This window comes from Massilia sp. P1_C10, assembly GCF_056406475.1.
Genome location: NZ_JBFUAC010000006.1, coordinates 217974 through 237979, shown reverse-complemented (window position 1 = coordinate 237979; position 20006 = coordinate 217974). Strand labels below are relative to the sequence as shown.

Here is a 20006-nt window from a genome sequence, read left to right as displayed (position 1 = left end):
GCAACTGCTAATTGCAGCAGCCAACAATGTTGAAGAAATAGATGTAGTTTAACTACTACAGCGACTGTAGGAATGCGGGGAAGTTCGTCGCAAACGGTTGAATTTAAAGGGATTTATCCCGCTGATGCTGATCGGGGTGCAAATTGTCGAAAGCCTGATCCTGATGTATATTATGTACAAACTCACACATTACCTCGGACCCACATGAACATCCCCGACACGCCATGGTGGCGCGAAGCCATCATCTACCAGGTTTATCCGCGCAGCTTCCTCGATACCAACGGCGACGGCGTCGGCGACCTGCCGGGGATTACCGCGAAGCTGGACTACATCGCCGGCCTGGGCGTGGACATCGTGTGGATCTCGCCATTCTTCAAATCGCCGATGAAGGATTTCGGCTACGACGTCTCGGACTATTGCGACGTCGATCCGCTGTTCGGCACCCTGGCCGACTTCGACCGGCTGATCGCCAAGGCGCATAGCGTGGGCCTGAAGATCATGATCGACCAGGTGCTGTCGCACACGGCCGAAGCGCATCCGTGGTTCGAGGAGAGCCGCAAGAGCCGCGACAATCCGAAGGCCGACTGGTACGTGTGGGCCGACCCGCGCCCGGACGGCAACCCGCCCAACAACTGGCTGTCGGTGTTCGGCGGCTCGTCGTGGCAGTGGGACAGCCGGCGCAAGCAGTACTTCCTGCATAACTTCCTGTCCAGCCAGCCGGACATGAACTTCCACAATCCGGAGGTGCAGCAGGCGCACCTGGACAACCTGCGCTTCTGGCTCGAGCGCGGCGTGGACGGCGTGCGCATGGACGCCTGTAACTTCCACTTCCACGACCAGGAACTGCGCAGCAATCCGGCCGCCACCACGCGCGACACCGCCACCGTCACCGACGTCAATCCATACGGGATGCAGTCGCACGTGTACGACAAGACGCGTCCGGAGAACGTGCCCTACCTGCAGCGCATCCGCACCCTGCTCAACGAGTTCGGCGCCGTGGCGATCGGCGAAGTGGGCGCGGACGACGCGCTTGGCGTGATGGCCGAATACACCGCCGACGGCGACAAGCTGCACATGGCGTACAGCTTCAACCTGCTCACGCCGCAGTTCTCGGCGAAGCACATCCGCACCCAGGTCGAGGAGTTCGAGGCGCGCGTGAAGGGCGGCTGGGCCTCGTGGTCGGTCGGCAACCACGACAGCATCCGCGTGATGACGCGCTGGGGCGGCGAGCATCCGACGCCGGCGCTGGCCAAGGTGGTGCTGGCGATGCAGCTGGCGCTGAAAGGCACGCCGTGCCTGTACCAGGGCGACGAGCTGGCGCTGACCGAAGCGGACGTGCCCTACGAACTGCTGCAGGACCCGTACGGCATCACCTTCTGGCCCGAGTTCAAGGGCCGTGACGGCTGCCGCACGCCGATGCCATGGACGAACGAGGCGCCGAACGCCGGCTTCACCACCGGCAAACCGTGGCTGCCGGTCGATCCGGCGCATATCGCGGCGGCCGAATCGGTGCAGGAAAACGACCAGGACTCGGCGCTCAACGCCGCGCGCCGCCTGATCCACTGGCGCCGCAACCAGCCGCAGCTCACGCGCGGCGAGATCGTCTTCTTCGACGCCCCCGAGCCGATCCTTGCGCTGCGCCGCGACCTGGCCGGCCATCCCGCCATGCTGGCGATCTTCAACCTCGGCGCCGAGCCGGTGACGTTCGACTGGGCCGAAGCGAGGGGCGCGGCCGCGGTCGAGGGCCACGGCTTGCCGGGCAGCGCGCAGGACGGCGTGGTGACGCTGCCGCCATTCGGCGCCTGGTTCGGCCACGCCGCGTAATGGCGGGCGCGGACAGCGAAAAAGCCGGCCGCAGCGCATTTGCCGACGGCCCGCGGCTGCTGGCCGATATCGGCGCGACCCATGCCCGTTTCGCGCTGCAGACGGCGCCGGGCGTGTTCCGGTCTGTGCGGGTGCTGAAATGCGTGGAGTTCGACGGCATCGTACCGCTGCTGCGCTTCTACCTGGCCGACCACGCGGACGTGACCTTGCATCACGCCGCGCTGGCGGTAGCCAATCCCGTGACTGGCGATTCGGTCCGCATGACCAATATCGACTGGCAGTTCTCGACCGATGCGGTGCGCCGCGAGCTTGGCTTGCAGACGCTATTGATCGTCAACGACTTCACCGCGCTGGCGATGGCGCTGCCAAGCCTGAAATCCGATGAACTGATGCAGGTGGGCGGCGGCACTCCCGCGGCCAACGCGGTGGTCGGCGTGCTGGGACCGGGAACGGGACTCGGGGTATCGGGCGTGATCCCGACCATCGACGGTTTCGTCACGCTGGGCAGCGAAGGCGGCCACATGAACTTCGCGCCGGCCGACGAGCGCGAGTTCGCGATTCTTCAATACGCGTGGAAGCAGTGGCCGCACGTGTCGAACGAGCGCCTGATCTCAGGCCCGGGCATGGAGATCATCTACCGCGCGCTCGCCGAGCGCAACGGCGTGCGGGCGCCCGAACGCGGCGCCGCCGCCATCATCGGCGGCGCGCTGGAAGAGGGCGACGCACTGTGCCTCGAAGTGCTCGAATGCTTCTGCGGCATGCTGGGCGGCGCCGCGGCCAACCTGGCGGTCACCCTCGGCGCGTTCGGCGGCATCTTCATCGGCGGCGGCATCGTGCCGCGCATGGGCGAGTGGTTCGCGTCCTCGCCGTTCCGCGCGCGCTTCGAAGCCAAGGGACGCTTCACCAGCTACCTGTCCGACATACCGACTTACGTCATCACGACGCCGAATCCTGCCTTCTTCGGGGTGGCGACTATTTTGTCGGAGCACCTGCGCGGGCGCAGCGGCGCCAACACGCTGACGGAGCGTATCGGCCATTTGCAGCACGAGCTGACGCCGGCCGAACAGCGCGTCGCCGCACTGGTGCTGGAGCAGCCGCGCCTGGTGCTCAACGAGCCGATCGCCGAGATCGCGCGGCTGGCCGACGTCAGCCAGCCGACCGTGATCCGCTTCTGCCGCTCGCTCGGCTTTCTCGGCCTGGCCGATTTCAAGCTGAAGTTCGCCAGCAGCCTGACCGGCGCCATCCCGGTGCGCCACAGCCAGGTGCGCACCAGCGACAGCACGCACGACCTGTCGGCCAAGGTGATCGACAACACGGTGTCGGCGATCCTCAAGTTCCGCGACCAGCTCGACGTGCGCTCGATCGACCGCGCGATCGAACTGGTGAGCCGCGCCAGGCGGATCGAGTTTTACGCGCTGGGGAATTCGCGCGTGGTGGCGCTGGACGGCCAGCACAAGTTCTTCCGGTTCCGGATTCCGACGGCGTCGTATGGCGACTCGCATCTGCTCACGCTCGCGGCGGAGCTGCTCAAGCCTGGCGACGTGGTGATCGCGATTTCGAATTCAGGAAATATGCCGGACTTGCTGGCGGCGGTGGATGCGGCGCGGGCGGCGGGCGCGGACGTCATCGCCATCACCGCCAGCGGCTCGCCGCTGGCGAAGAAGGCCAGCGTGTGCCTGGCGGTCGATCACGCAGAAGACAGCACCACGTTCCTGTCGATGATTTCGCGGATCCTGCAGCTGCTGCTGATCGACATCATGTCGGTGGGGATCTCGATCGACGCGCACGCGGACGATCCGCGCCGCTCGCTGATCTCGCACCTCGATAGCTGATCGGAGGGGGTGGCCAGGTCCGTCGGGCCTGCCCCCTGGTGATCGAGCAGCGCCGCGGCTTCGTTCAAAAACGCTTCGCGGGCGCGCACGCCGGCAGTTCCCTGCGTCGGCTTTTCATCGCGCGCCAGGCGCGCGAACACCAGGGTGCGATCGCCCTTGGTCATCCAGCCGATGAACCAGCCCACCGCGTGGCCGGCGTTGCGCTCCGGCGGCTTCGGCGTGCCGCTGCCAGTTTTTCCATGCACCTGCCAGCCGTTCGGCAAGTCATGCACCATCACGATCCGGCTGGTCATGTCGAACGCGCTGGCGCTGACCGGCAGTTCGCGCCGCACCATCTTGCGCAGGAACGCGACCTGTTCGACTGGCGAGATTTTCAGCGACGAACCGATCCACGAGCGATCCAGTCCATTGTGCTGGCCCGCATCCCCCGATACGTCGGCATTCCCGTAACCGAAGTCGCGAACGTACTGCTGCAGCCGCTGCGCGCCGAGGGCGTGCGTGATCCGCTGCGAGTACCACACCACCGAATACTCCAGCCAGCGCGCCGGATCGGTCGGCTGACGCCAGTTCTCGCCGCCCCAGTCGACGTCTCCTTTTTTATATTGGAGCACTGGAGAGTGCTCGTCCTTGAGGAAGCCGGCGTCGTAGCCCATCACGCTTAAAGCGACCTTGAAGGTGGAGGCGGGCGTGACGCGGGTGCGGCAATCGCCTTGCTCCATGAGGACCGAGCCGGTGCCGGCATCGGCGATGACGGTGCAGACGACCTTTGCCTGCGCTGACGCCGTGGCGAGCGCTGCGCCGAGAATGCAAATGCGCGTGTAGTTGATCATCAGGACAACTGCTTGGTAAGCGAATAGCGCGCGCCACCGGGCGGGAAATCAGGAAGGCAGCTATGCACCGAGTAGCCGCACTTCTCATAGAAAGGCAGCGCCTGGAAGCTCAACGTCTCGACGAACACGCGAGGACAACCGCGCAGCAAGGCCTCGCGTTCGGCGAGCTCCATCAGTTTGGCGCCATATCCTTTTCCGCGCGCCGCTTCGTCCAGCCAGACGATTTGAATTGTCAGCCAGCCGAGATAGGTCGCGCCCAGCAGGCCGCCCATCAGCGCGCCATTATCGTCGCGCACGGCCACCAGCAGATTATTCTGCTGTTCGCCATCGGTTTGTGACGCGTTGAACGCTACGAGCCCTTTGACCAGGGCGTGGATATCGGCCGGATTCGGCTCCGCTTCAACCCTCACTTGAAAGCCGCTGTCCATTCGCCGCCTCCGATTCAGTTTGCGCTGGTGCGTTTCATCGGATGCTTGATGTTGCGCCACTGCTCCAGTGTCAGCGGCTTGTTGGTCGCGGCGTCTTCGACCAGGATCTGGTCGCCCGATTCAGCGACCAGGAAGCTCTCCCAATGGCGCGTGGCGTCGCTGGCGTTTTCCACGAAGCTGAACTGGAAGTAGCGTTTGCCCTTGATTTCCCTTAACGTCGGATCGTATTCGACCAGCGCGCCGTGCACCTTGCCGCCGGAGTTTTTCTCGATCAGCTGCAACCAGGCTTTCAGTTCGGGCAGCGCGATCAGCGCATTCATCGCTTGTTCCCGCTCGCGCGCCAGCGGCGTCGGCGCGGAGGCCGACGCGGCAGCAGGCGCTGCAGCCGGCGCTGCAGCCGGCGCGCTCGCCACTGGAACCGCCGGCGCCGGCGGCGCGGCCTTGTCGCGGCAGCCGAAGATCGTGGTGGTCGCGGCGATGATCAATACCAGGGCCGTAAGCTGGATTTTTTTGGACGGCGCGTCTCGTTTGTGCATGGGTCAACCCTTGTTGTATCTCTTCATATTAGACCAACAATGGCTTCACAGCAACATTCATTGGCCGAGTGCGACCTTTTGCGCCGTTGCGGGCAGCGCGCCGTTGGCCTTCATGGTCTGTTCGAGGAATTTGGCCAGCTCCGTATCGGGCGCCGGCACGGCCGGTCCGCCGAGGTGCTGCTCCAGCATTTTCATCAGCAGGTACAGGTAGGCCTGGCGCGTCAGCGGCTTGCGCAGGTTGTGGCCTTCGTCCGGAGCGACGAGCAGGCTGACCGGTTTGCCGCCGGCCTGCAGCGTGGCGACGTAGTCGGTGATGGCCGCGATATCGACCATCGGATCCTTGGCGCCAGCGATCATCATCAGCGGCCGCGTCACTTTGCCGGCATTCGCGGCCGGCGAACTGTCGGTGACACGCTTCATCGCCGCCGCGTCATTCAGGTCGACGCCGACTTCGCGGAGGTGCAGCGCGAGCGGCAGGTCGCCTTGCGTGCCTGGTCCGCCGGCGGCATTGCGCATGGTTCGGCCGAAGTCGGTCGGCGCGACTGTCGCCATCCCGAACTGGAACAGCTGCGGCGTATGGGTCAGCGCCTGCAGCGTCGAGTAGCCGCCGAAGGAATCGCCCATTATGGCGAGCCTGTTCTTGTCGCCCACGCCGTTCGCCGCCAGCCACCGCACGCCTTCGATGATGTCTGCCTGCACCCGGCCGTTGCCGAAGTCGGATTGCGGCGCCAGCATGTACTTGTCGCCGTAGCCCGTGGACGAGCGGAAGTTCGGCTGGAACACCGCAAAGCCGCGGTTGACCAGCATCTGCACCAGCGACTGGTAATCGTTTTCGAAGGCGCCCCATGGGCCGCCGTGCACCATGGTCAGCATCGGCACTTTGGCCGCGTCCTTGCCGGGCGGGAGGCTCAGGTAGCCGTGAACGATCACGCCGTCGGATGCGCGGTAGTCCAGCGCGCTCTTGCGCGCCAGATGCTGCTCTGGCACCGGGTTTCCGAGCGCGCGCTCCTGCTCGAACACCTGCTGGAAGCTGCGGGCCTTGCGATCGTACAGCCAGAAGCGTTCCTGCGTGAGGCGCGCGCTGCGCTCGGTCAGCAGCCAGCGCAATGCGTCTTCGCTGGCGCTGACGCTGATGCTGGCGTCCTGGAAGCGTCTGGCGATGTCGCCGGCGGCCTGCTTTGCCGGCGCGGTCAGCCCGAAGTTGTGGCGCCGCGGCGCATCGTACACGGCGAACAGCGGCTCGCCGGTGCGCGGCGACAGCTTCACCTGCGACAGGTCGGCCAGCGCGTCCGGGTCGGCATGCAGCACCTTTCGGCGGCCACCCGGCATGTCGAGCTGAACGAGGCTCTTGCGGTCATCCGCTTCGTTAAGGACCATGGTCAGCACGCGGCCGTCGTTCGACGCCGACACCAGTTGGCACGATTGCAGGCGCTTGCAGCGCAGCGTTTCGGTCCATTTTGCATCCTGCTTGCGCGACACCAGGTGGCGGTAATCGTCGTCCAGCGTGTGGATGAAGCTGACCTGGCCGGCTCCATCGATCAGGAAGTCGATCAGCTTTTTCGGTCCTTCGTACAGCACCTCGCCGGCGCCGTCTGCGCCGATGCGCGACAGACGGTAGCGCTTCGCGGCGGCGTCGAATTCGCTGACCAGTGCGTGGCGCGGGCGGCGCACATCGACATCGATGAACTGCTGCTGCAGCTTGCGGTCGAAAGCGGCAATGCGCGTGCTCACGCCGTCCTTCACGCCAACCACCGACAGTGCTTCGCCGGTGTCGACAAACAGCGCCTGGCTGTCGGTCGACCAATGCAGCTGCGCGCGGCCAATGTCGGCCAGCAGCTGCTTTTTCTCGCCGGTGGCGACATCGAGCACCTTGAGGCTGGCGTTCTTTTCGCCCGATTCGAAATAGGCGATCCAGGCGCCGTCGGGCGAGAGCTTGACTTCGCGCAGGCGCGAACGGCGGCTGAAGTCTTCGTCCTTCAGTTGCGGCGCCGCGGGCAGCGCCAGGTTGGCGGCCACGATCGGCTTGAGGGAAGTCGGCGCGGCCTGTGCCGCGGACAAAACGGAAACCAGCGCTACCGCAGATACGAATCGCTGCAAGAACATGGATACTCCTGTGAGGGCGAAAAGGGTTACGCCGCGGCGGGAGCCGTTGCGTCGATCGATTTGCGCAGCGGGCGCGGAGGGCGCGGCTGCAGCAGCATCAGGGACGGGATGGCGGGCAGGCCGACCAGCAGGCTCGCGGCGATCCAGATAGCCTTGCGGCGCGCCCCGATTGCCATGGGGAGCAGCCACAGCCACGCGGCGCATGCGGCCAGCAGTGTGCAGATCAGCGCAGCGGCCAGCACTGGCGCCGGGCGTGTCCGTTGCAAGGGATTCGAGTAGGCAGCCAGGCCTTTGTCGAGAATGAAGCCTTTGTCGAGCAGCAGGTCGGGCAGAGCGACAATCGCTTGCAGCACAGGCGACAGCCAGAATTCCTTGTGCTCGAACAGCGGCGGGAAGTCGTGTGCCAGCGCGCGCCGCGCCACCACCGCCGCCTTGCCGGCATCATCGACGAACATCACTGTCTGGGCGGAGTCCGATGCGCCCTGGATCATCTGGCGGCCGGCGTTGAACGACAGCAGGGTCCCATCCAGAAGACGCGCGATGTCGATGCGATCGAGGTCGCTGAATGGACCGGGAAGCGCGACACTGAAGCGCTCGACGAGCATCGCGTCGGCGTCGACGGGTTTGTCATACGCGATCAAGCGGTGGTTGGTCAGCGCATACAGGCGGCCGCCGATCTCCCTGGTCGCGCCGGACAATGTCTCAGGCGCCTTCAGCGCGATCAGTTGCCGCTGCGTCTTGGCGTTCGGGTCGATTGCGTAGAACTGCTGCGGCGTCATGAAGCCGTGTTTGACCAGCACGGGAACGCCGGCGAACGGCGTCATGTCCCCTAACCCGCGAACGCCGATCCACCCGCGATGCGCGTTGGTGTATAGGTCGCGACCATGGAAGCGCATCGCGTCGTGGCTGAAGGTCCACTGAATGTGCTGCGTCGGATCCTCCAGCTGCAACATGTCCTGGTTGCTCACCTGATGGCGTACGGGATACTGGCGGCCGGCCGGTTCGATGTCGGCGACATCGAGCAGCGCGACCTGGCGGCGCCATTGCGCCGCGCGCGGATCGTTCGATTCCTTGAGGCCTTGCAGGAACGCCTCGCGGCCGCTGGACCGGGTCAGCTCGATGAAAGCGCCGGCAGGCGGCACCGCCCGATTCAGCGGGTGCACGTTCGCTACCATCTGGCCGTACTGGTACGTCACCGAGCCGGCCCACAGCATCGCAAAGTAGAAGCCCAGCTGCAGCGGGATGGCGTTGGCGGCCAGCGCGACGGCGGTTTCGGGAGGACCGAGCCGGTTAGGCTTGAAGACGGTGTAGACCAGGTACGCCAGCAGGCCCACGCACAGCAGCGCCGGCACAAGCATCGCCCGACCTGAAGCGAGATGGGCCAGCATCAGCCAGGGCAGCACCAGGATCACCGCGGCGAATCGGCTGCGGCTCAATACCACGTAGGCACCGGCCAGCCAGGCCACGAGCGTGAACAGCACCACGTGCGCCACCAGCAGGTAGTGGCGGGTATCGACCGTCAGCTCGCCGAGATACGCCTTGCTCAACACGGTGAGCAGGGCCGGCACGCCCACCGCGAACAGGATCAGCGCCGTAGAGGCCATCGTGATGGCGCCGAAGATCGCCGCGCGCGGCATCGGCCGGTGCAGCAGCCATAGCCAACGGCTGGGCTGGCGGTAGGTGCCGAACTGGTACAGGGCGAAGCCGAAGCCGCTGGCCAGGTACAGCGCCAGCGCCACGACCTGCTGCTCCCAGCGCATCTGCAGGATGTCCGACAGGCGGCTGACGAACAGCTGCAGCGCGAGGTGGATGGCGGCGAAAATCAGCGCGGCATTGCGGAAACGCCGGCACTCGCTCATGAACAGGTCTCTCATTGCAATCCTCAGGCAGCTGCCGCGACCGGCATGTTGGAAATGTGGCCGCGCGCCAGGAAGCCGTTGACGGCGCGGTCCAGGCTGACGGACATGCTGTGAACGGTGCGCGCGCCGAGGAGGGTCAGGCGCGACCCGAAGTCTTCGGGCTGGTCGAATACGACCAGGTGGGTCAGGCCGTCGATCTGCTGGACCTGCAGCACGCCGGGCAGCTGGCGGGTGTCCGGCGCGCGGAACGGGAACTCGGCGATCCACAGCGTGACGCGCTCGCAGAATTCGTCCGGCGCCGACATGTGGCGCAGGGCGCCGCGCTCGAGGATCACCAGGTTGTCGGCGATGCGTTCGATTTCTTCCATCTGGTGCGAGCAGTAGACGATGGTGGCGTCCTCGTCGGTGGCGGTGAACATTAGCGCTTCCAGGAAGGCGCGCTTGGCGACGACGTCGAGGCCCAGCGTCGGCTCGTCGAGGATCAGCAGGTCGGGCGACTGCGCGAGCGCCAGCGCGAGGTTGACGCCGGCCCGTTCGCCGCGCGAGAGCTGGGCGATCTGCTGGCCGGGCAGCACGTTGAAGTTGCGCACCACGTCGGCGTAGCGCGCGTCGCTCCACTTCGGATATTGCCGGCGCTGCATCGCGCTGAGCTGGTCGACGCGCATCCAGCCGGGCAGGGTGTGCTCTTCGTTGACGAAGCCGATACGCGCGCGCAGTCCGTGCGGCAGGCGGGTGCTGTCGCAGCCGAGGATGCTGGCGCTGCCGCTGGTGGCCGCTTCGAATCCGAGCAGCACGCGAAACAGCGAGGACTTGCCGGCGCCGTTGGCGCCGACGATGGCGTGGATGCCGCCGCGCGCGATGTCGAGCGAAAGGTGGTCGATCGCGAGCTTGCCCTTGTACTGCAGGCACAGGTCGCGGGTCTGGATGACGGACGTGTTCATCATGCGGTCTTTCGCGGGAGGCAGACATCGAGTTCGCCGGCGACGCGTTCGAGCACGGTGCCGGCAGGGTAGTCGAGGCCGATGACGTCGCCGACGAAGCGCTGCACTGCGTCGTCGAGGCGGCGCGCGCACTCCTCGTCGGACAGGCGCTGGCGCGGCGTCGCGACGAACAGGCCAAGGCCGGCGCGCGCATCGAGCCACCCTTCGGCGGTCAGCTCGCTGTAGGCCTTGGCGACGGTGTTCGGGTTGATGGTGAGTTGCTGGGCCAGGCCGCGCACGCTGGGCAGGGCAGCGCCGACGGTCAGTTCGCCGCTGGCAATCAGGCGGCGCACGCCGTCGACGATCTGGCGGTTGATCGGGCGCGGGTCGCCGGGGGCGATTTGCAGCATTAGCGGGGTGCGGCGGCTCATTGGGGCTCCTGTCTACTGTACTATTACGGTTAGTACAGTAAACATAATTCGACACGACGTCAAGTCGCGGCAGTGCGGGCGCTGCGCAACTGCGATTTCCGGGCCCGGCCGCCGCGACGGCGGGTCGCTGTGCCCCGTGGCCTTACCCACCACGGGTATTCCCGCCAGTGTTTGCGATATATCAATTGCCAACTCATCTGCCCGGCTACGATTGCGATCCGGCGTCAGGAACTGAGCCAGTTTTCGTGCTTTGAATGTCTCCACGAGAAACCTGCAGGCACGCGAACAAACGGAGCCGTTCACGAGGTAATCACAACAGGGGGAATCATGTCTAATTGCGATGGAAAGCAGCAGCGCATCACCGAAGGCACCAATGCCTTGGTCGGCAAATTGACCGAGCAATCGAAACAATTGGCGTCGGAGATACAAAACCGGGCGAAAGAGATCACGCCGGACATCGACACCACGGGACCCGATGTCTGGATCGGCATGGATATCGATGTGTCCTGGAAACGCGTCGATTTCAGTCTCGACCTTCCGGAGGTGACGGTGAAGGACCAGACCTGGTCGCTCGATTTACCGCAGGTAACCGTCAAGGATCAGGCGATCATTTTCGACACGCCGTCGGTCCGGATGAAGACGGTCAAGACCGGCGAATATCCCGAGACGTTTTGCACCATGACCACGAAGGATATCGGCTTGGGAATCAAGATCGACGTGCCAGAGTGCACGGTCAGGTGGAGTCCCATTTACATCGATGTTCCCGAGCCTTTCATGCAGGAACAGCGGATCGTCATGGGAATTCCCGAGTTTCGCGTGGACCGGACGGAATTCGTCCTCGGCGTGCCGGAATTCGAAATGAAGACGCAGAAATTTTCGCTCGATCTGCCGCAGTTCACCGTGAAGAACATCAGCGCTGAAGCGAGCAAGGCAAAAGACCAGGGCGATGCCCTGACGCAGGAGGCGAATGTTCGCGCCGCCAAACTGAAAGAGCATTTCAAGGAAAACGCCAAATTCGAACTGGGCGGTGACGTGACGGCGCTGTTCGATTGCTATCAGAAGGAACTGATGGACAAGAAGAACGAAGCGATGACCCAGTTCGAAAATGGGTTGAATCTGATCCAGGGGACAATCTCGGCGATGGTCGGCAGCAAAGTCCCCGATGATAACGAGTCGCTGGTGAAGATGCGCGCGAGCCTCGCCGACCTGATCGCCAAGCGCGATGCATTCGCTGCCACCATCGAGCAAAAATTCGTCGAGCTCGGGTTGCAGCAGCAGCAGTTTTTCGAGCGGCTGCTGGGCGACAAGAAGGAACTGAAAGCCGCCTGATCGGGGTGCGAGCGGTCGCGCCATTCGACTCCGCCGCAAGAAAAATGGGCGCCCGAAGGCGCCCATCTTATTAGTGGCAGGAGGCGCCGCGGCGCCCCCGGGCCGGCAATTACATCATGCCGTCCATACCGCCCATGCCGCCCATACCACCCATGCCGCCCATGCCGCCGGCTGGCTTGTCTTCCGCCAGTTCGCAGACCATCGCGTCGGTGGTCAGCATCAGGCCGGCGATCGACGCTGCGTTCTGCAGTGCCGAGCGGGTGACCTTGGCTGGATCGAGCACGCCCATTTCGACCATGTCGCCGTAGGTGCCGTTGGCTGCGTTGTAGCCGTAGTTGCCCGAACCGGCCAACACTGCTGCAACCACCACCGATGGCTCTTCGCCGGCGTTTTGCACGATCATGCGCAGCGGCTCTTCCATCGCGCGCAGCACGATCTTGATGCCGGCTTCCTGGTCAGGGTTGTCGCCCTTGACGCTGATGTTGGCGCGAGCGCGCAGCAGGGCAACGCCGCCGCCTGGCACGATGCCTTCTTCAACGGCCGCACGGGTTGCGTGCAGTGCGTCTTCAACGCGGGCCTTCTTCTCTTTCATCTCGACTTCGGTGGCTGCGCCGACCTTGATCACTGCAACGCCGCCTGCCAGCTTGGCAACGCGCTCCTGCAGCTTCTCACGGTCGTAGTCCGAGGTCGCTTCTTCGATCTGCACGCGCACTTGCTTGACGCGCGCTTCGATCGATTCCGCCTGGCCTGCGCCGTCGATGATGATGGTGTTTTCCTTGCCCACTTCGACCCGCTTGGCCTGGCCGAGTTCTGCCAGCGTGACCTTTTCGAGGGTCAGGCCGACTTCCTCAGCGATGACCTGGCCGCCGGTCAGGACAGCGATGTCTTCCAGCATGGCCTTGCGACGGTCGCCGAAGCCCGGGGCCTTGACGGCGCAGGTCTTCAGGATGCCGCGGATGTTGTTGACCACCAGGGTCGCCAGCGCTTCGCCTTCGATGTCTTCGGCGATGATCAGCAGCGGACGGCCAGCCTTGGCCACTTGCTCGAGGATCGGCAGCAGGTCGCGGATGTTCGAGATCTTCTTGTCGCACAGCAGGACGAACGGATTGTCCTGGATGGCGACTTGCTTGTCCGGGTTGTTGATGAAGTACGGCGACAGGTAGCCGCGGTCGAACTGCATGCCTTCGACGATGTCGAGTTCGTCGTTCAGCGACTTGCCGTCTTCCACGGTGATGACGCCTTCCTTGCCGACTTTTTCCATCGCTTCAGCGATGCGCTCGCCGATCGAGTAGTCGGAGTTGGCCGAGATCGCGCCGACCTGGGCGATTTCCTTGGTGGTGGTGCATGGCTTGGAGATGATCGCCAGTTGCTCGACGGTGGCCGAGACTGCCTTGTCGATGCCGCGCTTCAGGTCCATCGGGTTCATGCCGGCGGCAACGAACTTCATGCCTTCGCGCACGATCGCCTGCGCCAGCACGGTCGCGGTGGTGGTGCCGTCGCCGGCGTTGTCGCTGGTGCGCGAAGCGACTTCCTTGACCATCTGCGCGCCCATGTTCATCAGCTTGTCTTTGAGTTCGATCTCTTTCGCGACCGAGACGCCGTCCTTGGTGACGGTCGGCGCGCCGAACGAACGCTCGAGCACGACGTTGCGGCCTTTCGGGCCGAGGGTGACTTTAACGGCGTTGGCGAGGATGTTGACGCCTTCGACCATCTTGGAGCGAGCGCTGTCGCCGAATACTACGTCTTTAGATGCCATGTTGATTCTCCGTTCTTGGGATTTGTCGGAATTCGGGGATTACTTGACCAGCACGGCCATGATGTCTTCTTCGCGCATGACCAGCAGCTCTTCGCCATCGACCTTGACGGCCTGGCCCGAGTACTTGCCGAACAGGACGCGGTCGCCGACTTTCACTTCCAGCGCGCGCACTTTGCCGTCGTCCTGCACCTTGCCGTTACCGACGGCGAGGATTTCGCCCTGGTCCGGTTTTTCGGCGGCTGCATCAGGGATGATCAGGCCGGAGGCCGTTTTGGTTTCCTGGTCGAGACGCTTGACGATGACGCGATCGTGCAAAGGGCGAAGGTTCATGTAAAACTCCTTTATTTTCAATGGGTTGAATGGCTTGCCGGGATGTCCGGCCGCCGATCCGGTACTGCGGGATGCCGCGCCGGGAAGCTGGCGCGGCTGAAAAGGGTTGTTAGCACTCTCAACTAACGAGTGCTAATTATAGGGACGATAGGGGCGTATTTCAAGCTGCTTCTTTTAACTGATTGACTTGAACGGCTCGGTTGGCCTGTTTTGCCGTGCCGCAATTTGGGGTCAGACCACGGGGGCAGACCAGTTGCCCGGACACCAGTGCGGTCATCGGAAGCTTTCTTCGCAGTATCTGCATCAAAAGTCGGCGCTAACGTCCTGAATCTGTTGACGGAAATTCCTTCCGGGTTCTATAGTTACGGATGATTTCCGAATTCCAAGACCTCTCCGACAAAATCGACCGCCTGGCCGAGATGACGGCCGCGCTGCGCCGCGAAAATGCCGGCTTGCGCCACGCCAACGCGCAGCTCGCCGCCGAGAACGCCAACTACGTCGCGCTGCTCGACGAAGCCAAGCGCCGCGTCGCCGGACTGATCGCGCACATGCCCGCCCCCGAGGCCGATTCCACCGCCACCGACGACGAGGCGCAGCAATGATCCAGCTCGATGTGACCATCATGGGCAACCCCTACCGCCTCGCGTGCAAGGAAGGCGAGGAGCGCACCTTGAAGGAAGCGGTCGCTTACCTCGACGCCAAAATGTGCGCGCTGCGCGACTCCGGCAAGGTCAAGGGCAACGACCGCATCGCGGTGATGGCCGCGCTCAGCGTGGCCGCCGAATTCCTGTCGGTGAAGGCGCCGCAAGGCCCGCTGTCGGACATGTCGATCCTCGACGTCAAGCAGAAAATCGCGGCGATGAACACGGTATTGGACAGCGCGCTGACGCCGCAAGAAAATCTGTTCTGACAGGCCAAATTCGTTTGACTTGTCGGTTCATCGGAGTAAACTCCGTTCCACCCTGCGGTGTTCGCGATTGCCATATATTCCTTGAACCATTTATGTGCACCGGTTGCGGGATTTTGTTCGATGGGAGTGAGCGTCGCTAGTCCGACGAACCCGAAATTGAACTAACTGTGACCACCTTGAACCGTTTGGTTCGGGATGCCGGCGAAAACGGCACAGGCGGGGCTGTATTCCCTAAAAAGCGGTTGTTCGCATTTATGCGCAACCGTTTTTTTTCGCGCGCGTTTTCATGCGCGCTTATATTCCAGGAGCCGCGCGCATGCAGTATTGGTTAATGAAATCCGAGCCCGATGAGGTCAGTTTCGACGACGTTCTGGCCGCGCCAGGGCAGACGGTCGCCTGGTTCGGCGTGCGCAATTACCAGGCGCGCAATTTCATGCGCGACCAGATGCAGCCCGGCGACGGCGTCCTGTTTTATCACTCCAGCTGCGCCGAACCGGGCGTGGCCGGCATCGCCGAAGTGGCCAGCGGCGCTTATCCCGACGAATCGCAATTCGACCAGGACGGCAAATACTTCGATCCGAAAGCGACGCGCGAACAGCCGCGCTGGATTTCGGTCGACGTGCATGCGCTGGAGCAGGGCCGTTATCTGCCGCTGGCCGAAATGCGCACGATGCCGGAACTCGAAGAGATGGTGCTGCTGCAAAAAGGCAGCCGCCTGTCGATATCCCCGGTCAGCGCCGGGCAGTGGAAAGCGGTGCTGAAAAAGGTCCGCCAAAAAGCCGCGAAAGCGTAAATACGGCACAACCGCCAGATCTCGACAAGCCTCTGCCACGGCTCGCTCGATTGAGCCACATCAAAGTTCCTTCAATTAGTGCGGCGTAAGCTGAAAGCTTGATGGCGACGATGCGCCGGTCAGGGTTCACGCTTTCGGCCACGCCGCGGGGAGTTCTGCGATGAGCGTACTGGTTCGTCTTGGCGCAATGATGTTGGCGTGGTTGCTTGCGTGCGCGTGGCCGGCTGCGCTGGCCCAGGACCGCCACGGGCAAGGCCAGGGTCGCGGCTACGGCCACGGCTACGGGCGCGGCGACTCCCGTCACGGTGGACCGGGTGGCCAGCACTACGGCGGCCACCGCGGCGGCGGCCAATATTACGGCGGCCAGCACGGCGGTGGTTCGTACTACGGCGGCTCGCCGCATTGGCGCGGCGACTACGGCCGGCTGCGGGGGAACGACTGGGCCGGCTGGCGCGGCGGCCATTGGCACCACGGCTATCACGGCGGCAGCCTCGGCTGGTGGTGGATCGTCGGGCCGACCTGGTATTACTATCCTCAAGCTGTGTATCCCTATCCCGGGCCGTGGGCGGCGCCGGCGCAGTACTGGTATTACTGCCCGTCGTCGCGCATCTACTATCCCTACGTTCCGCTGTGCCCGGGATGGCAGCAGCTGCCAGTCATGCCCGATGCGCGGGTGCTGGTGCCGATTCCGCAGGTGCCGTGATGAACTTCCTGTTCCGCTTGATTCGCGCGTTCCTTGTGCTGGGCGTGCCGACCTTGCTGGCTGCCTGCGTGCAGATGCCGGCGGGGCCGACCGTCGCGGCGATGCCCGCGCCGAACAAACCATTCGAAGCCTTCGTCCAGGATGATCAACTGTGTCGAAACTGGGCCGCCAGCGCGAGCCGGGGCGGACGCGAACCGGGCGACGCGCTGCTCGCCTCGACCGTGACCGGCACGCTGATCGGCGCGGCGGCGGGCGCGCTGACGGGCGACCGCCACGGCGCCGGCGCCGGTGCGGCCTTCGGCACCATGGCGGGCGCCGGCTATGGGTCGGAGCAGAGCGCGGCAACTGCGTATAGTGCGCAGCGTCGCTACGACATCGCTTATCAGCAGTGCATGTACGCGAAGGGCAATGTCATTCCTGGCTACAACCCGTATCCGGCGCCCCCCATGCCGCCCCGTCCCGGCTGAGACCGAGGCGCAACAGGCATTGAAGAGGGCGGGAAGTCTCCTTTCTGCGACAACGGGGCTCAGGCGTGCCGTTCGGATGGGCGCGTCGCGACAAGAAATTGTTGCCATGGGAAAACTTAACCCCTATCATTCATTCATAACTTGAAGAGAACCGGATTGTTGTCCCGAACAGCCGCACACGCCATTCTCTGTAAGCAGTTTGAAGGTTTTCCGCCGACCGCGTGCTGACCTCGTCCTGCAGTGAGGCCGCCAAGGCCTTTGCCAAGTTCCCATTTCCGCCGGCTCCATCCCCGCCCTTTCCTGTTGTCGTCAAGGACCTCTCATGTTCAGCAATCTCACTATTGGCCGGCGCCTCGGTCTCGGGTTTTTATTCATCATCGCCTTGCTGTTGGCGATCGCCGCGCTGTCGATCGTTCGGCTGCAAGGCCTCAGCGACGAAGTGCACGCTCTCAACAGCGATCGCTATCCGAAGACCGTGTTGATTCATTCGGTCAAGGACGAGCTCAATGAAACGGCGCGCCACGTGCGCAACCTGCTGCTGTTTACCGACGCCGCAGAACTGGACAAGACGTACGCCAGCATCGAGCAGAATAGCCGCAACAATACCGAGGCTCTGGCCAAGCTGGACAAGATGATCAAGTCGCCGCAAGGGCGCGCCATGTTCGACGCTATTTCCGTGCAGCGCGCCGCCTTCAACACCGAGCGCGCCGCGTTCATCGATATGGTGCGCGGCCAACGCCGTGAGGAAGCGTTGACGCAACTGACGTCGCGCCTGCGGCCGGTGCAGTTGACGTACATGACCGATCTCGACAAGCTGATCGCCTGGCAGTCGGACATGATGGTCAAATCCGGCGCGCAGTCGGAAGAAACGGCCGCTTCCGCGCGCCTGATGGTGCTGGTGCTGGCGCTCGCCGCCGCTGCGCTGAGCATCGTGATCGGCATCATCGCTACCCGCAGCATTACGGGTCCGCTGTCTGAAGCGGTCGGCGTGGCGCGCCGCGTCGCCAGCGGCGACCTGACCAGCACCATTGTGGTCACCAGCAACGATGAAACCGGGCAGCTGCTGCAGGCCCTCAAGGAAATGAACGCCAGCCTTCAGCGTATTGTCGGCGACGTGCGCAAGGGCACGGACACGATCGCCACCGCGTCGAGCCAGATCGCGGTGGGCAACATGGATCTCTCCGCACGCACCGAGCAGCAGGCTGGTGCGCTGGAGGAAACCGCATCGTCGATGGAAGAGCTGGCGTCGACCGTCAAGCAGAACGCCGACAACGCGCGCCAGGCCAATCAGATGGCGCAGAGTGCCTCGGAAATCGCGCGCAAGGGCGGCGCGGTGGTGTCGCAAGTCGTCGGCACGATGGGTTCGATCAATGGTTCGTCGCGCAAGATCGTCGACATCATTTCCGTCATCGACGGCATAGCATTCCAGACCAACATCCTGGCGCTGAACGCCGCAGTCGAAGCGGCGCGCGCCGGCGAGCAGGGCCGCGGCTTCGCCGTCGTGGCGAGCGAGGTGCGCAACCTGGCGCAGCGCTCGGCGACGGCGGCCAAAGAAATCAAGACGCTGATCAACGACTCGGTCGCGCAGGTCGATATCGGCACCACACTGGTTGCGCAGGCGGGCGCCACGATGGAAGAAATGGTGACCAGCGTGCAGCGGGTCACCGACATCATGGGCGAGATCAGCTCGGCCAGCCACGAGCAGGAAGCGGGCATCCAGCAGATCAACCAGGCGGTGGCCGACATGGACTCGGTGACGCAGCAAAACGCAGCGCTGGTGGAAGAAGCCGCGGCGGCCGCGTCGTCGCTGCAGGAACAGGCGACGCAACTGGCGGCGGCGGTCGGCGCGTTCAAGCTGGACCACTCGGCAGCTCAGCTCAAGGCCGTGGCATCGGCGCCAACGCGACGCGTTGCGATCGCCGCTCAGCCACGCAAGCCGGCCAAGCTGGCCACTGCCGGCGGCAACGACAGCTGGGAGGAGTTCTAAGCAAAATGGCCGGTCGGCAACGGCAAAACGGGTGAGGCGGTAAAATGGCCTGACCCGGGCGCGGCCCGATCGACTGGACACGGATGCAATGAGCTGGACCCTGGTAGCGGCGCTGTGCGCGATGGGCATTTTCGGCGGCTTCGCGGCCGGCCTGCTTGGCATTGGCGGCGGCATGATCCTGGTGCCGTTCATGACCATGATCTTCGAGTCGCTGCGGGTGCCGCCGCAGCTGATCGTCCACATGGCGATCGCCACCTGCCTGGCGACGATCCTGTTTACCTCGATTTCCTCGGTGCGCGCGCATCACCTGCAAGGGGCGGTGCAGTGGCGCATCGTGCGCCTGCTGTCGCCGGGCATCCTGGTCGGATCGTGGATCGGGCCGTGGATTGGCAAGCAGATGAACACGATGGTGATGGCGCTGTTTTTCGGCGTCTTCGTGGCCGTGGCGGCGACGCAGATGCTGATCGAGACCAAGCCGGCGGCGCACCGCGACCTGCCGGGGCCGGGCGGGATGTTCGCGGCCGGCGGCGTGGTCGGCGTGCTGGCCGGGCTGGTGGGGGCGGGCGGCGGCTTCGTGTCGATCCCGTTCATGACCTGGTGCAACGTTCGAATTCACAGCGCGGTAGCGACCAGCGCGGCGCTCGGATTCCCGATCGCGCTGGCAGGCACACTGTCGAACATCTACTTTGGCTGGGGCGAGGCGGATCTGCCGAAGTATTCGTTCGGCTTCATTTATCTGCCGGCGCTGGCGGTGATTGCGACGGCCAGCGTGCTGATGGCGCCGCTGGGCGCGCGCACCGCGCACAAGTGGCCGGTGCAGCGCCTGCGCAAGGCGTTCGCGTTCATCCTGTATGCGCTGGCGATCTACATGCTGTGGAAGGGAGTCGTTCTGGCCCGCGCCAAATAAAACCCGGGTCAGACCCGGTTTTTATTTTGTGCAATCTGCACTTCGCAAGATAACCAACGGG

At 64.2% G+C, this 20006-nt stretch carries 18 protein-coding genes, 1 other RNA gene and 1 pseudogene; 11 read left to right on the top strand and 9 right to left on the bottom strand.

Translation table 11 applies throughout. The features are described from left to right. Nucleotides 1-204: 204 nt before the first annotated feature. Complete coding sequence (locus tag AC1D02_RS15345; protein WP_477318317.1) at nucleotides 205-1824, top strand: alpha-glucosidase; 1620 nt, start codon at nucleotides 205-207, stop codon at nucleotides 1822-1824. After that, a complete protein-coding gene (locus AC1D02_RS15340; protein WP_477318315.1) occupies nucleotides 1824-3656 on the top strand; it encodes a glucokinase in 1833 nt (610 codons plus the stop codon). The genes AC1D02_RS15345 and AC1D02_RS15340 overlap by 1 nt, the downstream gene beginning before the upstream one ends. 47 nt (nucleotides 3657-3703) lie before the next feature. Here AC1D02_RS15340 and blaOXA read toward each other — a convergent pair. From blaOXA to AC1D02_RS15305, 7 genes and pseudogenes are all read right to left on the bottom strand, one after another. Beyond that, nucleotides 3704-4486: pseudogene (blaOXA, locus tag AC1D02_RS15335) on the bottom strand (class D beta-lactamase); the annotation flags it as partial. Beyond that, nucleotides 4486-4914: a GNAT family N-acetyltransferase gene (locus AC1D02_RS15330; protein ID WP_477318313.1), complete on the bottom strand. Its 429-nt coding sequence runs from the start codon at nucleotides 4912-4914 to the stop codon at nucleotides 4486-4488. The pseudogene blaOXA and the gene AC1D02_RS15330, both read right to left, overlap by 1 nt. 14 nt (nucleotides 4915-4928) lie before the next feature. Continuing rightward, the gene (locus AC1D02_RS15325; protein WP_477318312.1) at nucleotides 4929-5450 is read right to left on the bottom strand and encodes a hypothetical protein; all 522 of its coding nucleotides are present in this window, start codon (nucleotides 5448-5450) and stop codon (nucleotides 4929-4931) included. 57 nt (nucleotides 5451-5507) lie between these two features. Continuing rightward, nucleotides 5508-7553, bottom strand: a complete 2046-nt coding sequence (locus tag AC1D02_RS15320) for an alpha/beta hydrolase family protein (protein ID WP_477318310.1) — start codon at nucleotides 7551-7553, stop codon at nucleotides 5508-5510. Nucleotides 7554-7579: 26 nt separating this feature from the next. Continuing rightward, the gene (locus AC1D02_RS15315) at nucleotides 7580-9427 is read right to left on the bottom strand and encodes a hypothetical protein (protein ID WP_477318308.1); all 1848 of its coding nucleotides are present in this window, start codon (nucleotides 9425-9427) and stop codon (nucleotides 7580-7582) included. Between the two features lie 8 nt (nucleotides 9428-9435). Further along, entirely contained in the window at nucleotides 9436-10356 is a 921-nt protein-coding gene (locus tag AC1D02_RS15310; protein ID WP_477318306.1) for an ABC transporter ATP-binding protein, read from the bottom strand. Further along, nucleotides 10353-10763 carry a GntR family transcriptional regulator gene (locus AC1D02_RS15305; RefSeq protein ID WP_477318304.1) on the bottom strand — a complete coding sequence of 137 codons (411 nt, stop codon included), beginning with the start codon at nucleotides 10761-10763 and terminating at the stop codon, nucleotides 10353-10355. The genes AC1D02_RS15310 and AC1D02_RS15305 overlap by 4 nt, the downstream gene beginning before the upstream one ends. Nucleotides 10764-11141: 378 nt before the next feature. Between AC1D02_RS15305 and AC1D02_RS15300 the strand changes: the two genes are divergently transcribed. After that, nucleotides 11142-12092, top strand: coding sequence for a hypothetical protein (locus tag AC1D02_RS15300; protein WP_477318302.1), 951 nt, complete (start codon nucleotides 11142-11144; stop codon nucleotides 12090-12092). 109 nt (nucleotides 12093-12201) lie between these two features. Here AC1D02_RS15300 and groL read toward each other — a convergent pair whose 3' ends face one another. Together groL and groES are read right to left on the bottom strand one after the other, a co-directional pair. Continuing rightward, nucleotides 12202-13848 (bottom strand): chaperonin GroEL, encoded by a 1647-nt coding sequence (groL, locus tag AC1D02_RS15295; RefSeq protein ID WP_477318300.1) that lies wholly within the window; start codon nucleotides 13846-13848, stop codon nucleotides 12202-12204. 39 nt (nucleotides 13849-13887) lie between these two features. Then, nucleotides 13888-14178: a co-chaperone GroES gene (gene groES, locus AC1D02_RS15290; protein ID WP_477318298.1), complete on the bottom strand. Its 291-nt coding sequence runs from the start codon at nucleotides 14176-14178 to the stop codon at nucleotides 13888-13890. 368 nt (nucleotides 14179-14546) lie between these two features. Here groES and AC1D02_RS15285 point away from each other — a divergent pair, with 368 nt between their 5' ends. The 8 genes from AC1D02_RS15285 (at nucleotide 14547) to AC1D02_RS15250 (ending at nucleotide 19945) form a co-directional block, all read left to right on the top strand. Next, nucleotides 14547-14780: a hypothetical protein gene (locus AC1D02_RS15285; RefSeq protein WP_477318296.1), complete on the top strand. Its 234-nt coding sequence runs from the start codon at nucleotides 14547-14549 to the stop codon at nucleotides 14778-14780. Then, nucleotides 14777-15088, top strand: a complete 312-nt coding sequence (locus tag AC1D02_RS15280; RefSeq protein ID WP_477318294.1) for a cell division protein ZapA — start codon at nucleotides 14777-14779, stop codon at nucleotides 15086-15088. Before AC1D02_RS15285 ends, AC1D02_RS15280 begins: the two co-directional genes overlap by 4 nt. Before the next feature lie 46 nt (nucleotides 15089-15134). Beyond that, nucleotides 15135-15315, top strand: a non-coding RNA gene (ssrS, locus tag AC1D02_RS15275) — 6S RNA. Nucleotides 15316-15404: 89 nt separating this feature from the next. After that, nucleotides 15405-15881 carry an EVE domain-containing protein gene (locus AC1D02_RS15270; protein WP_477318292.1) on the top strand — a complete coding sequence of 159 codons (477 nt, stop codon included), beginning with the start codon at nucleotides 15405-15407 and terminating at the stop codon, nucleotides 15879-15881. Between the two features lie 160 nt (nucleotides 15882-16041). Then, complete coding sequence (locus AC1D02_RS15265) at nucleotides 16042-16584, top strand: hypothetical protein (RefSeq protein ID WP_477318290.1); 543 nt, start codon at nucleotides 16042-16044, stop codon at nucleotides 16582-16584. Continuing rightward, a complete protein-coding gene (locus tag AC1D02_RS15260) occupies nucleotides 16584-17051 on the top strand; it encodes a glycine zipper family protein (RefSeq protein ID WP_477318288.1) in 468 nt (155 codons plus the stop codon). Before AC1D02_RS15265 ends, AC1D02_RS15260 begins: the two co-directional genes overlap by 1 nt. Nucleotides 17052-17373: 322 nt before the next feature. Then, nucleotides 17374-19038 (top strand): methyl-accepting chemotaxis protein, encoded by a 1665-nt coding sequence (locus AC1D02_RS15255; RefSeq protein WP_477318286.1) that lies wholly within the window; start codon nucleotides 17374-17376, stop codon nucleotides 19036-19038. A gap of 88 nt (nucleotides 19039-19126) precedes the next feature. Beyond that, the gene (locus tag AC1D02_RS15250; protein WP_477318284.1) at nucleotides 19127-19945 is read left to right on the top strand and encodes a sulfite exporter TauE/SafE family protein; all 819 of its coding nucleotides are present in this window, start codon (nucleotides 19127-19129) and stop codon (nucleotides 19943-19945) included. The last annotated feature ends 61 nt before the right edge of the window (nucleotides 19946-20006 follow it).